Here is a 13,452-nt window from a genome sequence, read left to right as displayed (position 1 = left end):
TTACGCTGTGTAATCATTTCTATTACTAACTAATTCGGAGGAATCATGGACACGGCAACACCGGCGCCGCGCAGGCGGTCCCGCTCGGGCGGCCCCCATCTCGGCGTCCTCGCCATCGTCTCGATGGGCCTCGTGCTCGCCGGCCTCATCGTCGCCTACGCGCTGACCGGCGGCCAGGCCTTCGTCTCGCCGTTCTCCGGTGCGGATGCCGTGTCCGCCTACGCGCAGCAGCACTGGCTGAGCATCCGCGTGACCTCGATGATCCAGTTCGGGTCGGCCGTCCCGCTCGGCATCTTCGCCGCCACCGCCTACGCGCGTCTCCTGCGCCTGGGCGTCCGCGTGCCCGGCCCCGGCATCGGGTTCTTCGGCGGCATCACGGCCTCCCTCCTCCTCATGGTGTCGGCCCTCGCCTCCTACGTGCTCAGCCGGCCGGACGTGAGCCACGATCCGACCGTTGCACTCGCGCTGAGCTTCCTCGTCTTCATCACCGGCGGCGTCGGGTTCGTGACCGGCATGGGCCTGCTCATCGCCGGGATCGCCGTGCCGTCGCTCATCCTCCACTTCGTTCCGCGCTGGCTCGCCTGGACCGGGCTCGTGATCGCGGCGCTCTCGGAACTCTCGTTCCTCTCGATGGCGATCGAACCGCTGCAGTTCCTGCTTCCGATCGGCCGGTTCGGCGGACTGCTCTGGTTGATCGCGGTCGGCTTCCTGCTTCCGAACGACAGGCGTGAGGTGCGTCGCGAGGGTGCGGCACCCGACGCGACCGGGGCCCAGGAAGCAGACGACGCCGCGCACGCCGAGGCGGAGCTCTCATGACGAAGACGGCTTTCGTGCTCGGTGCGAACGGACTGATCGGCAACGCGATCTGCTTCGCACTCGGGCAGGCGGGCATCCGCGTCGTCCCGGCGGCGCGGGACGGCGACGCGCTCGCCGACCTGCGCGAAGGGATGCTCGCGGCCGGGCTCGACTGCCCGCAGACAGAGACGGTGGATGCGACCGACGACGACGCACTGTCCGCCGTGATCTCACGTACCGCATCCGCCTACGGCATGGACATCGCCGTGAACAATGTCGGGCGGGGCCACTACCCCGCGCCGCTCACCGAACTGGACCCCGGTGAGTTCGACGAGATCGTCGCCGTGAACTTCCGGGCGGTCGCGGTTGCGATGCGCAACGAGTTGCGGGTCCTGCCTGACGGCGGTGCGCTCGTCAACATCGTGTCCAGCGCGGGCACGGGAGGTGCGCCCGGAATGTCGGCGTACTCGGCGGCGAAGCACGCTGTGGTGGGTCTTACGCGCACGGCGGCGATCGACTATGCCGGTCGTGGCATCCGGGCGAATGCTGTCGCGCCCGGGCCGATCGAATCCGGCCCCGTGATGAAGCAGCCCGCCGATGTGCGGGCCGGGATCGGAAAGTACGTGCCCCTCGGGCGGATGGGCCGGCCGGATGAGGTCGCGGCGGCGGTCCTGTGGCTCGCGAGCGACGCATCCAGTTACACCACCGGCCTGGTGTTGCCCGTCGACGGCGGCAAGAAGGCGTGAAGCGGCGTCGCCGCACGTTCGGCGCGCCCGGGAGCATCCTGATGATTTCCTGAGGCCGCACGCGTTTCCCGGCTCGCACTCGGGCTCGCCTGCATACGGTTCGGTGTGCGCATTTTCCGATGGGTCGTGGTCGCGGTCGTCGCCATCCTCGTGGTGACCGGCGGATACGTCTGGTACAACTACCAGCATTTCGTGTCCGGGATCACCCACGTCGACGCGATCTCGCACTCCAACGCGCCCGCCAAGGACCTGGACGGCACCGACCAGAACATCCTGCTCGTCGGAGACGACCACCGTCCGGCCGGCGCGACGGCCCAGCAACTCGCCGAACTCGGCACGACCGCGGACGGCGGCGGCACCAACACCGACACGATGATGGTGCTGCACGTTCCCGCCGACGGCCGCAAGGCGACCCTCATCTCGTTCCCGCGCGACTCGTGGGTGGACATCCCCGGATTCGGGATGAACAAACTGAACGCGGCGTTCGCCTTCGGCAGCGAGAACGGCGGCGGGGATGCCGGGGGCGCGCGCCTGCTGATCTCCACCATCCAGAACCTCACCGGCCTCACCATCGACCACTATGTGCGCATCTCGATGCTCGGCTTCTATGACGTCGTCAAGGCGCTCGGCCCCGTGCAGGTCTGCCTCAACAACGCCGTCGACGACCCGTACTCGACCGTCAACCTTCCGAAGGGGGTCTCGACCCTCGATGCACACGAGGCTCTCGCCTTCGTGCGGCAGCGCCACGGGCTGCCCAACGGCGACCTCGACCGCATCGTCCGCCAGCAGTACTTCCTGTCGGTCGAAGCCCGCCAGATGCTCTCGGCCGGCACTCTGCTCAACCCGGTGAAGCTGCAGAACGTGCTCGACGCCGTCAGCGCGTCCATCCAGACAGACCCCGGACTCGACCTGATCGCACTCGCCGCCCAGCTCCACGGGCTCAACGCGAACAACCTGTCGACGGCGACGATTCCGGTCAGCGGCACCCCCACCATCACGGTCGACGGCAACGACGTGTCGATCGTGCAGGTCGACACCGCGGCGATGCCCGCGTTCATCCACTCGGTCATCGGCAACCCGAGTGCCTACGACAGGGCGACCGCCGCTGCACCGTCCTCGGTCACCGTCACCGTGCTGAACGGAAGCGCGGCGGATGGCGCCGCCGCTGCCGACACCGCCACGCTCAGCGCGCTCGGCTTCAAGACCGGCACACCGGGGACGACCGCGACGACGGCGACCACGACCATCGAGTACCCGTCCGGTATGGAGTCAGCGGCCAAGGCTGTCGCCGCCCACGTTCCGGGCGCTGCGGTGACGGCGACGTCGGCGGTGAGCGGTGTGACGCTGGTGCTCGGGACGGACGGAGCGCAGGTCAGCTCGGCGAGTGCATCCTCGGGCGGCGCATCCGGATCCTCCTCGACGTCGGCGCCGACCGCGACCTCCCCTGCGAAGACGTACGCCCAGGGCGCCTGCATCAACTGAGGCCCGGGGGCGATGCCTGAGGGTGCTCGTTCCGGTCGAGCGCGCCTGGTGCGCCTGGCACTCTCGGCCGGAACGCGCACCCTCGGCGCTCCGGCCGAACGAATAGCATTGTCGGGTGAACTCGACATCCTCCGCCCTGCCCGGCTGGTCGCACGTCTACTCGGGAAAGGTGCGGGACCTGTACGTTCCCGCACCCGCGACAGGACTGGATGATGCGAACGCGGTGCTCGTTGTCGCGAGCGACCGCGTCAGCGCCTTCGACCACGTGCTCGAGCCCGGCATCCCGGGCAAGGGCGAGCTGCTGACGACGCTGAGCCTCTGGTGGTTCGACCAGCTCGCGGACGTCCCGAACCACCTGCTCGCCGACCATCGGCTCGATGGCGAGCGTGTCGTCGACGACATCCCGGATGCAGTCGCCGGACGGGCCATGCTCGTCAAGCCGCTGGAGATGTACCCGATCGAGTGCGTCGTGCGCGGTTACCTCACCGGCAGCGGCTGGTCCGAGTACCTCACGACGCACAGCGTCTGCGGCATCCCCCTGCCGCCCGGGCTCTCGAACGGCGATCGGCTGCCCCAGCCGATCTACACGCCGGCCTGGAAGGCGCCCCTCGGCCAGCACGACGAGAACATCACCTTCGAGCGCACGGTCGAGCTCGTCGGCGAGGACACGGCCACCCGGCTGCGCGACCTGTCGCTGTCGATCTACACCGAGGCCGCTGCGATCGCCGAGAAGCGGGGCGTGATCATCGCCGACACCAAGTTCGAGTTCGGCCGTGACCACGCGACCGGCACGACGACGCTCGCCGACGAAGTGCTCACCAGCGATTCGAGCCGCTACTGGGATGCCACGGCCTGGTCGACCGGCACGACTCCCGACGAGCGCATGGCGAGCTTCGACAAGCAGATCGTCCGCGACTGGCTCGCGGCGAACTGGGACAAGACGGGCACGCCCCCGGAACTCCCCGCGGACATCGTCGAGCGCACGGCCGCACGCTACCGCGAGCTCCTGGAGCGCCTCACCGGCGAGTGACGCAGCGGCGGTCGACGCAGCCGGCGCGCGAGCGAGCAGCGGCGCCCGACGCGCCGGCCAGCGAGCGACCCACCGGCGCGAGTGACGCGTAGAGCAACGCCACCGACAAGCACGCCGGGAGCATCCGTCGCCCATCTTCGCGAGAGTCGCGCCTATCTTTCCGGCCCGAGGCACCGTCGTCCCGCGACCCGTTCGTAGCGTGGGGCGCAGATACGCAGGACGAGGGAGCGGCAGTGTCGGACACGGTGACGAACGAGCAGACGGCGAAAGACATCGCCTGGCTGAACCTTCAGAATGCCATCCTTCAGGAGCGATTCGATGCCCTCCCCGAGGAGATCACGGCCCGTGACTTCGCGGAGTTCTCCGCCGAACCCATCGAGCTCATCCGCGAAGCGATCCGGATAGGCGACATCGTCGCAGCGCGTGATGGCGGTCTCGTCAGGATCTCCAAACACGACAACGAGCGGCTGATCCGCTACCGCCTGCTCGAGGACCCGAGTGCACGCGTCGTCGAACGTCCCGCAGCGCCCAGCGTGCGCCGCTTGTCGGTCTACGTCGATGAGGATGTCTTCGAGCTGGTGGCCGATCTCTGCGCCGTGAGCGGCGCATCCCTTCGGGAACTGGTGGAGGAGGCAGTGCTCGCGCGCTGGGGCGCGACACCGGGCTGACGCACGAAATATCCGCGAGCCGCGGAGCGTTGAAAGAGTAGTGACCGAACTTCTCGCAGCAGACACCTCCATGGGAGCGGTGACGCTGCGCGTCGCCGACCTCGACCGCATGATCGCGTACTACCGGGATGGTGTGACGTTGAGTCTCCTCAGCAACGACGGCGACATCGCAGTGCTCGGCCGCGGCACCACCCCGATCGTCGTGCTGCAGCACGCGCCGGAACTCAAGCACGCGTCGCCGCACGACGCCGGCCTGTTCCACACGGCCGTGCTGTTCGACTCGCAGGAGTCGCTCGCAGCGGCGGTCTACTCCGTGGCGCGCGTGGCGCCGGGGACCTTCACCGGCAGCGCCGATCATCTGGTCAGCAAGGCTTTCTATTTCACCGACCCGGAGGGCAACGGCGTCGAACTGTACTGGGACCGCGACCGGACCCAGTGGAGCTGGGTCCACGGCCAGGTCGAGATGGCGACGCTCTACCTCGACCCCAACGCCTTCCTCTCCGAGAATCTCACCGACCGCGCCGCGACCGAGCAGCTCGGGACCGCGACGGTCGGGCACGTGCACCTGGCGGTCGGCGACGTCGCCTCCGCCCGGGCGTTCTACGTCGACAGGCTCGGCTTCGAGGCCACGGCCAGCCTCGGCAGCCAGGCGTTGTTCGTCAGCGCCGGCGGCTACCACCACCACATGGCCATGAACACCTGGAACAGCCGTGGCGCGGGTCCCCGCACTCTGGCGCTCGGTCTGGGGCAGGTCGAACTTCGGGTGCCGACCGCGGAGGACCTCGGCGAACTCACCGAGCGGATGCGCCACTACGGCGTCGAGGCCCGCGACGACGGTCGCTCGGTCAGCTTCGACGACCCCTGGGCGAACACCGTGCGGGCCGTCGCCGCCTGACCCGGGCGAGACTACATGCGAGGCGAAACGGCCACGCGTGGGCCGACTCCCGCGGCTGCGAGGGCGAGCGCCTCATCCACCGCGTCGAGCGGCAGGATGCGCGCCACCTGCTCGGCGAACGGAAAGCCCGTCCCCGAGGCCACCAGGAACTTCACCGCGGCCTCGAGGTGCCGGGGAGCGTAATCGTGGACCCCCCGCACCGTGAGCAACCTGCTGACCAGCTGGTCCGGGTCCAGCGGAAGATCGGAGCCCGGCGCCAGGGAGCGAACTAACACGACCACACCGCCGACGTCGACCGTCGACAGCAGGGTGCGCACAGCCGCGGGCGAACCCGACATGTCGAGCCCCACGGTGCACGCGACGCTCCGTCCGCCGGCGCGTGCGATCGCTGCGGGAAGCCCGTGGGGCGAGTTGTCGCCGACCCGCGGATCCGCGACCGCCTTCGCTCCGAACGCGAAGGCCCTCTCGCGCCGTTCGTCGACCGGGTCGCTGATCACGACGTTCGCACCCGCATCCGTCGCCATCGCCGTGGCTGTCAGCCCGAGCATCCCTGCCCCGGTGACCACGACCACCGCGCCGTCCAGAGCAGTGACTTCGGACGCCGCCTCGATCGCGGCAGCAACCGTCGCCGTCGCGCAGGACGCCGGCGCGAGCACGGTCGCCGGAACGTCATCGGGAACCGCCACCATCGGGGTGCCGGACAGGACATGGGCGTGCGTCGCGAAGCCGCCGGAGAGCTCCCAGCCCCTGCGCATCCGTTCGTGTCCATAACGCTGCACGCTGACGCATTTCTGGCCGAGCCCCCGTCGGCACCGCACGCACCGCCCGCACGGCACGGACACCGACCAGACGATCCGCTCGCCGAGGGAGACCCGGTGGCCGTCGGTCGTCTTCGCGCCGCCCTGGCCGAGGGCGACCACGCGGCCGACCTGTTCGTGGCCGAGGATCAGTGGGGCCTGCGCGATGTGATGCCCGAGCACCGTCTGCACATCCGACCCACACACGGTCACGAGCTCGATCTCGACCAGCGCGTCCCCCGGCGCCAGACGGACGCCCGGGACAGCCACCGCCTCGTGCGCGTGGCCCTCACCCGTCCACACCATCGCCGTGGCGGACGGGAACACTCCCACCCCCTTGCCGGCACGTGCCGGAGGCTCCAGCACGCGGGGGGTGACCGCCCTAGTCGTCAAAGCCGAGCAGGGCGGGGAGGTCGGCGATGCTGTCGATCACCGCGTCCGCGCCGGCATCGCTGAGGGCGCCTTCATCGTCACCGCCCGCGAGGACACCGACCACGAGACCGGCGCCGGCGGCGATGCCCGCGGCCATGACGGATGCTGTGCTCCCGACCACCACCATGGAATCCACACTCGTCGCACCGGTACGCAGGAGCGCAGTGAGGGGGAGGTCGGGGGACGGATAGCGTCGTCCGGCATCGGCGTGACTGAGGACCGCGTCCACCCGGTCGTCCCAGGCGAGAGCGCTGACGATGGCGTGCGCCGCCGACGGCGCGAGCCCCGTCGTGAGCGCAACCTTCACACCCGAATCACCCAGTAGCCGGATGATGTCTTCAGCCCCTGTAGCAGCCGTCACGACATCCGTGGACGCCCCTCGGCGGTCGTCGGCGATCGCGACGGCCAGATCGAGGACGACCAGTTCCAGCTCGACGTCGTCGTCATCGTCCTCGTCGTCCTCGCCACGGGCTTCGTCGATGTCGGTCACATCGAACTCGTCGTAATCGCCGTCGGTGTCGCCTTCGCCGGTGGTCTCGACGACATCGTCGATCCTCCCGGCATCGTCGAACTCCGATGTCAGGATCCCGTCCTTGGTCATGAGGGTGCCTTTCTCTGCGGTCGGCGTGCGAAGAACGGGGTGGTCGGCCCCGAAGCCTCTCCCGCTCGGCGCGCTGCACGGCGAGCGCTGTGCATCCGTAGAAAAACGCTAAGCAGGCCGGGCGAAGCGCGCGCCAACCGACGGTTACCGGGAGGTGAACGGCTGGCGGCAGGTGCGGGCCGGGAGACCCGCGTTGCATTCTCGTGACGATCGGCGCGATAATGCAACAGGATGCTTCAGCGAGGAGGGCGGGCGTGACCGTCGACGACAACACCAGGGAATTCGATCCGGACATCGTCACCGACTTCAGCCAGCGGATGAGCTATGGCTCCTACCTCGACCTCGATGTCCTGCTGAGCGCGCAACGGCCGGTGAGCACGCCGGAGCATCACGACGAGCTGCTGTTCATCATCCAGCACCAGACCACCGAGCTCTGGCTGAAACTGGTGCTCCACGAGCTCCGGTCGGCGCGCGACCTGCTTCGTGCCGACCAGCTTCAGATCGCCCTCAAGCGGATCGCGCGCGTCAAGCACATCCAGAAGACGCTCACCGAGCAGTGGTCCGTGCTCGCGACCCTCACGCCCACCGAGTACGCCGAGTTCCGCGGCTTCCTCGGCAACTCGTCGGGGTTCCAGTCCTACCAATACCGCGCTGTCGAGTTCGTGCTCGGCAACAAGAACCGGCGGATGCTGAGCGTGTTCGAAAGCGACCCGGAGGCGCACGCGCTGCTCGCCGACCTGCTCGAGCAGCCGAGCATCTACGACGAGTTCCTGCGCTACCTTCACCGTGCCGGCTTCCGGATCCCGGAGGCGATCCTCGACCGGGACGTCAGCGAGGCGCACCGATTCAGCCCCGAGCTCGTCGACACGTTCCGCGAGATCTACGAGAACGCGACCGACCACTGGGCCGAGTACGAAGCCTGCGAGGAGCTGGTCGACCTCGAGGACAACTTCCAGCTCTGGCGGTTCCGTCACCTGAAGACCGTGCAGCGCACGATCGGCATGAAGACGGGCACGGGCGGTTCGACCGGAGCCAGCTTCCTGCAAAAGGCGCTGGAGCTCACCTTCTTTCCCGAACTGTTCGCCGTGCGCACCGAGATCGGCGCACCGGCCGCGTCCGGAGGCTGACATGATCGCCGACGGATTCACGCTCGGCGTCGAGCAGTGGTGGTCGGGCGGGTGGCGCGACCGCACCGTTTTCGTCGCTGCGGGCGGACGCCTCCATGCGGTCGGCGATCGGGAGACGGATGCAGACCTCGAACTCCCCGGCACCCTGTTCCCGCGGCTGATCGACCACCATGTCCATCTCGGGCTCACGGAGCCTGCGGCCCTGATGACAGGCGGCATCACGGCCGTCACGGATCTGGGATGGGTGCCCTCCGAGACGGCGCGGCTCCAGGATGCGAGCCGGGATGCGGCCTCGGGCCTCCCCGAGGTGAGCATCGTGGGAGCCCTGATCACGTGCCAGGGTGGATATCCGACGGGCAGCGCCTGGGCGCCCGCCGGAGCCGTGGTGGAGGTGCGCGACGCTGCCGAGGCGGAAGCAGCCGTGGATGCGCAGGTGGCGATCGGAGCATCCGCCATCAAGTTCACGATGAACAGCGAGGCGGGGCCGGCGCCCTCGCCCGACCTGGCCGCCGCGATCGTCGCGGCCGCGCACCGCGCGGGGCTTCCCGCGGTCGTGCACGCGCAAGGTGCCGGGCAGGCACGCCGGGCCTACGAGGCGGGCGCGGACCGCTTCGCGCACGCCCCATTCTCCGAGCGCCTCGACGACACCCTCATCGACCTGATGGCCGACGACGGCACCGAATGGATCTCCACGCTCGACATCCACGGCTGGGGGACGCCGATCGGCGACTTCAAGGTCGCCCTCGACAACCTGCGCCGCTTCGCCGATGCCGGTGGCCGCATCCTGTACGGAACGGATCTCGGCAACGGGCCGCTCCCGGTCGGTGTCAACGGGCGTGAGCTCCTCGCGCTCGCCGCCGCCGGACTTGACCGCGACCAGCTGGTCGCATCGATCGCCGGCGACCAGCTCCTCACGGCCGTCGGCCCGCGTTTCGCGTGGGCGCCCGGCCGGCCACCGGCGGACCCGGCCGCCGCCGCGCACTGGCTCACGACATCCCGGGGCGTCACCGTCGACTCGCTGACCCGCTGAAGCCGCCCGCCCATCCGCCGAACCGCCGATCTGTCGAACCGCCGATCTGTCGAACCGCCCGTCCGCCCATCCGCCCCCCAGCGCCCACCCGCAGCACCCGCACCCAGGAGGAACCGCACATGACCGAACCCAGACCCGACCGCGCCGGGCCGTCCGCTTCCGCGACGGGCAGCGTCGACGCCCACCTCGGCTACGCGCGACGGATGGACCGCAGCGACGGACTCGCGCACTTCCGCCGTCAGTTCCACGGCATCCCCCAGGACTCGGATGCCGGTGACGGAGGTGCGGGCCTCGCCGATGCCGGCACCGTCGTCGCGTACTTCGACGGCAACTCGCTCGGGCGGCCGACCCGCGCCAGCCTGGAGCGCATCCCGAAATTCCTCGCCGAGGCGTGGGGCGGACGGCTCATCCGGGGGTGGGACGAGGAATGGATGGAGTTGCCGTTCACGATCGGCGACGCGATCGGGCGCACGGCCATCGGTGCGGCCCCCGGCCAGACCTTCATCGGCGACTCGACCACGGTGACGCTGTACAAGCTCGCCCGGGCGGCGATCGACTCGCAGGCGGCCCTCCGCAGCGACGGACCGTTCCGCACGGAGATCGTCGTCGACACGGACAACTTCCCGACCGACCGGTATGTGCTCGAAGGCATCGCCAAAGAACGCGGGCTCACCGTGCGCTGGATCGAGGCCGACCCGACCGGCGGGGTCACGCCCGGACAGGTCGCGGCGGTCGTCGGCCCGCAGACGTCGCTCGTGCTGCTCAGCCACGTCTCCTACCGGTCCGCGTTCATCGCCGATGTCCCCGCGATCACGAAGATCGCCCACGACGCAGGCGCGCTGGTGCTCTGGGACCTGTGCCATTCGGCGGGGTCGGTGCCGGTTGAGCTGGACGCCTGGGGCGTCGACCTTGCGGCTGGATGCACGTACAAGTACCTCAACGGCGGCCCGGGATCGCCCGCGTTCGGCTATGTGCGGGCGGAACTGCAGGATGCCCTGGCGCAGCCGATCCAGGGCTGGATGGGAACGCAGGAGGTCTTCACGATGGGACCGCGCTACCAGGCCGCCTACGGCATCCGCCGTTTCCTCAGCGGAACGCCGGCGATCGTCGGGATGCTCGCCATGCAGGACACGATCGCGATGATCGAGCAATGCGGCATCCAGGCGGTGCGCGACAAGTCGGTCGCACTCACCGAGTTCGCGATCGCCCTCGCCGACGACTGGCTCGCTCCGCTCGGCGTCACCGTGGCCAGCCCGCGTGAGGCCGCGATGCGCGGAGGCCACGTCACGCTGAGCCATCCGGCTATGCGCGAGGTCACGGCGAGGCTCTGGGAACAGGATGTCATCCCCGACTATCGCGACCCGGGCGGCCTTCGCATCGGGCTGTCGCCGCTCAGCACCAGCTTCGAGGAGACGTATCGCGGGATGGCTGCGGTGCGGGACACGCTGCGCGCAGAGCTGCTGGAGCGGTCGGGGCTGGGATGACGCTCTCCGCGGTCGGGGCCGGGGGCGCCGTGGCCGGGGCGGCTGGGGCCGGGGCCGGGCGCGCCGTGGTCGGGGCCGGGGCCGGGGCCGGGCGCGCTTCTGCCGGGGCCGGGCCTGCCGTGCTCGACGATTTCGACTCGCGGCCGGGCGGCTCGATGTCGTTGCTGCGGACGATCGTCGGAAGCACCCTGCGCCAGCTCGGCGGCTGGATGCCCACCTCCGGCGCCGTCACGATGCTCGGCGCCCTGGGCATCCCCTCCTCGACCGCGCGCTCCACGCTCACCCGCCTGGCTGGGCGCGGTGTTCTCGCGCGCGAACCGCGCGATGGCGTCGCCGGCTATGTCCTCCGGCCGGAGGCCGTGCCGATGCTCGAGAAGGGGGATGCGCGGATCTTCGAGCCGCCCGCATCCGCCGACACCGGCTGGTGCCTGGTCTCGTTCTCGATCCCCGAGCGGCACCGCGACCGCAGGCACCAGCTGCGGCGGCGGCTCGACTGGATCGGGTGCGGTACCGTGAGCGACGCGCTGTGGATCGGGCCGGAACGCGTGGCAGACGACGTGCGTGACATCCTCGACGACCTCGGGCTCGCCGGAGAAGTGACGGTGTTCACGGGGGCGCGACCCGACCCGGACCGCCCGCTCGCCGAACTCGCGGGCCGGTGGTGGGACCTGGAGCGGGTGCGGATGCTCCACCAAAGCTTCCTCGACCGCTACGCGGCCGCGGCGACCGGGGTCGCGGTTGCAGATCGCGCGGCGTTCGCCACCTGGGTCGGAGCGCTCGACCAGTGGCGCGTCATCCCCTACCTCGATCCCGGGCTGCCGCCGACGGCACTGCCGCCCGGGTGGCCCGGACGTGCGAGCCGCGAGCTGTTCGCCGTCATCCACGAACGGTACGCGGATGACGCCCTCGCATTCGCGCGTCAGGTCACAGGGTGTGGACAACCGGCACGCACCCCCGCGATCCCCCGATAGAATCGACCCATCCCCACCCAGCTGCCGAGCGGAGAGTGCCCGTGCCCACCATCGTTGTAGAAGTCATGCCCAAGGCCGAGCTGCTCGACCCGCAGGGCAAGGCCGTCGCGGGCGCACTCGCGCGCATCGGCAAAGGCCCGTTCACGGGCGTCCGGCTCGGCAAGCGTTTCGAGCTCACGGTCGACGGGCCGATCGACGACGCGACGAAGGCGGCCGTCGAAGAGATCGCGACCGACATCCTGTCGAACTCGGTGATCGAAGACGTGGTCGGCATCCACTACGGCGAGGCTGACGCCTGATGCGCATCGGCGTCGTCACCTTCCCGGGGTCGCTCGACGACCGCGATGCCCTGCGCGCCATCCGCCTCGCCGGCGCCGAGCCCGTCGCACTCTGGCACGGCGACCACGACCTACAGGGTGTCGACGCTCTCGTGCTGCCGGGCGGTTTCAGCTACGGCGACTATCTGCGCTGCGGTGCGATCGCGAGCCTTTCGCCGATCATGACCGAGGTCATCGACGCGGCGGGCAAGGGCCTGCCCGTGCTCGGCATCTGCAACGGTTTCCAGATGCTCGCCGAAGCGCACCTCGTCTCGGGCGGGCTCATCCGCAACGACCACGGCAACTTCATCCGGCGCGACCAGCACCTGCGCGTCGAGAACACCGCGACGCCCTGGACCAGCGGGTTCGATCAGGGCCAGGAGATCGTCATCCCCCTCAAGAACGGCGAAGGCGGCTTCATCGCGCCCGCCGACGAGCTGGCGCGCCTCGAGGGCGAAGGCCTCGTCGTCTTTCGCTACCAGGGCGTCAACCCCAACGGTTCGCTGAACGACATCGCGGGCGTCCGCAACGAGCGCGGCAACGTCGTCGGCCTCATGCCGCACCCCGAGCACGCCGTCGAACCCGGCTTCGGCCCCGACACGTCGGCCGCGATGCGCTCCGGCGTCGACGGCCTCACCTTCTTCACGTCGGTCATCCGCAGCACGCTCGTCGAGGCGTAAGCGCGGTCGCGCTGTGGTGCGGTGCCCACCGCCCCCGCACACGTTCTCCGCGAGGGCACACGTTCCAACGTGGGCGCTCGTTCACAAGGCGTGCGGCAGAGCCGCGCCGCTCCCTCGCAGCGCGCAGGCGCATTCGCGGCGGAATCTCTTGGCGCGAGCCCGCGCTCGGCACGACGAAGGCGGGCCCGCGCGGCTAACACCGCCACCGCATACGTTCCGCACGAGCGCACACGTTCCGCACGAGCGCACACGTTCCAACGTGGGCGCTCGTTCACAAGACGTGCGGCGGAGCCGCGCCCCTCCCGCGAGCGCGGCCCGACCGTCCAGGGCCCTGTGGACAACGGGCCGAGGGACCTCGCCCCGCCGGTAGACTGGGACTGCCCGGCACCCAGCGACT

14 protein-coding genes are annotated in these 13,452 nt (G+C 69.9%); 12 read left to right on the top strand and 2 right to left on the bottom strand.

What is annotated here, in order from left to right:
- The first annotated feature begins 45 nt into the window (after positions 1 to 45).
- The 6 genes from ACV7NN_RS13215 to ACV7NN_RS13190 all read left to right on the top strand — a co-directional run bounded on the left by ACV7NN_RS13215 (position 46) and on the right by ACV7NN_RS13190 (position 5,616).
- Entirely contained in the window at positions 46 to 816 is a 771-nt protein-coding gene (locus ACV7NN_RS13215; protein ID WP_463350034.1) for a hypothetical protein, read from the top strand.
- Positions 813 to 1,541 (top strand): SDR family NAD(P)-dependent oxidoreductase, encoded by a 729-nt coding sequence (locus ACV7NN_RS13210; protein ID WP_463350033.1) that lies wholly within the window; start codon positions 813 to 815, stop codon positions 1,539 to 1,541. The genes ACV7NN_RS13215 and ACV7NN_RS13210 overlap by 4 nt, the downstream gene beginning before the upstream one ends.
- Before the next feature lie 105 nt (positions 1,542 to 1,646).
- Complete coding sequence (locus ACV7NN_RS13205; RefSeq protein WP_463350032.1) at positions 1,647 to 3,023, top strand: LCP family protein; 1,377 nt, start codon at positions 1,647 to 1,649, stop codon at positions 3,021 to 3,023.
- A gap of 115 nt (positions 3,024 to 3,138) precedes the next feature.
- Positions 3,139 to 4,053 carry a phosphoribosylaminoimidazolesuccinocarboxamide synthase gene (locus ACV7NN_RS13200; protein WP_463350031.1) on the top strand — a complete coding sequence of 305 codons (915 nt, stop codon included), beginning with the start codon at positions 3,139 to 3,141 and terminating at the stop codon, positions 4,051 to 4,053.
- A 233-nt stretch (positions 4,054 to 4,286) separates the two neighbouring features.
- Positions 4,287 to 4,721, top strand: a complete 435-nt coding sequence (locus ACV7NN_RS13195) for a hypothetical protein (RefSeq protein ID WP_463350030.1) — start codon at positions 4,287 to 4,289, stop codon at positions 4,719 to 4,721.
- A gap of 70 nt (positions 4,722 to 4,791) precedes the next feature.
- Positions 4,792 to 5,616, top strand: coding sequence for a VOC family protein (locus ACV7NN_RS13190; protein ID WP_463351293.1), 825 nt, complete (start codon positions 4,792 to 4,794; stop codon positions 5,614 to 5,616).
- Positions 5,617 to 5,627: 11 nt separating this feature from the next.
- On the opposite strand, the gene ACV7NN_RS13185 is transcribed toward ACV7NN_RS13190, so the two are convergent.
- Both ACV7NN_RS13185 and ACV7NN_RS13180 read right to left on the bottom strand, forming a co-directional pair.
- Entirely contained in the window at positions 5,628 to 6,740 is a 1,113-nt protein-coding gene (locus ACV7NN_RS13185; RefSeq protein WP_463350029.1) for an alcohol dehydrogenase catalytic domain-containing protein, read from the bottom strand.
- Between the two features lie 55 nt (positions 6,741 to 6,795).
- Positions 6,796 to 7,446: an HAD family hydrolase gene (locus tag ACV7NN_RS13180; RefSeq protein ID WP_463350028.1), complete on the bottom strand. Its 651-nt coding sequence runs from the start codon at positions 7,444 to 7,446 to the stop codon at positions 6,796 to 6,798.
- A gap of 254 nt (positions 7,447 to 7,700) precedes the next feature.
- Here ACV7NN_RS13180 and kynA point away from each other — a divergent pair, with 254 nt between their 5' ends.
- The 6 genes from kynA to purQ all read left to right on the top strand — a co-directional run bounded on the left by kynA (position 7,701) and on the right by purQ (position 13,055).
- The gene (kynA, locus tag ACV7NN_RS13175) at positions 7,701 to 8,573 is read left to right on the top strand and encodes a tryptophan 2,3-dioxygenase (protein WP_463350027.1); all 873 of its coding nucleotides are present in this window, start codon (positions 7,701 to 7,703) and stop codon (positions 8,571 to 8,573) included.
- A 1-nt stretch (position 8,574) separates the two neighbouring features.
- On the top strand, positions 8,575 to 9,603 hold the full coding sequence (locus ACV7NN_RS13170) for an amidohydrolase family protein (protein ID WP_463350026.1): 1,029 nt from the start codon (positions 8,575 to 8,577) through the stop codon (positions 9,601 to 9,603).
- 203 nt (positions 9,604 to 9,806) lie between these two features.
- Positions 9,807 to 11,087 carry a kynureninase gene (locus ACV7NN_RS13165; RefSeq protein WP_463351292.1) on the top strand — a complete coding sequence of 427 codons (1,281 nt, stop codon included), beginning with the start codon at positions 9,807 to 9,809 and terminating at the stop codon, positions 11,085 to 11,087.
- On the top strand, positions 11,084 to 12,058 hold the full coding sequence (locus tag ACV7NN_RS13160; protein ID WP_463350025.1) for a PaaX family transcriptional regulator: 975 nt from the start codon (positions 11,084 to 11,086) through the stop codon (positions 12,056 to 12,058). The genes ACV7NN_RS13165 and ACV7NN_RS13160 overlap by 4 nt, the downstream gene beginning before the upstream one ends.
- A gap of 41 nt (positions 12,059 to 12,099) precedes the next feature.
- A complete protein-coding gene (gene purS, locus ACV7NN_RS13155) occupies positions 12,100 to 12,357 on the top strand; it encodes a phosphoribosylformylglycinamidine synthase subunit PurS (RefSeq protein WP_463350024.1) in 258 nt (85 codons plus the stop codon).
- Positions 12,357 to 13,055 carry a phosphoribosylformylglycinamidine synthase subunit PurQ gene (gene purQ / locus ACV7NN_RS13150; protein WP_463350023.1) on the top strand — a complete coding sequence of 233 codons (699 nt, stop codon included), beginning with the start codon at positions 12,357 to 12,359 and terminating at the stop codon, positions 13,053 to 13,055. The genes purS and purQ overlap by 1 nt, the downstream gene beginning before the upstream one ends.
- The last annotated feature ends 397 nt before the right edge of the window (positions 13,056 to 13,452 follow it).

Source organism: Leifsonia sp. Ger2509 (assembly GCF_055231915.1).
Note: the sequence above shows the minus strand (reverse complement) of the source record. Positions and strands in the feature narration are given on the sequence as shown.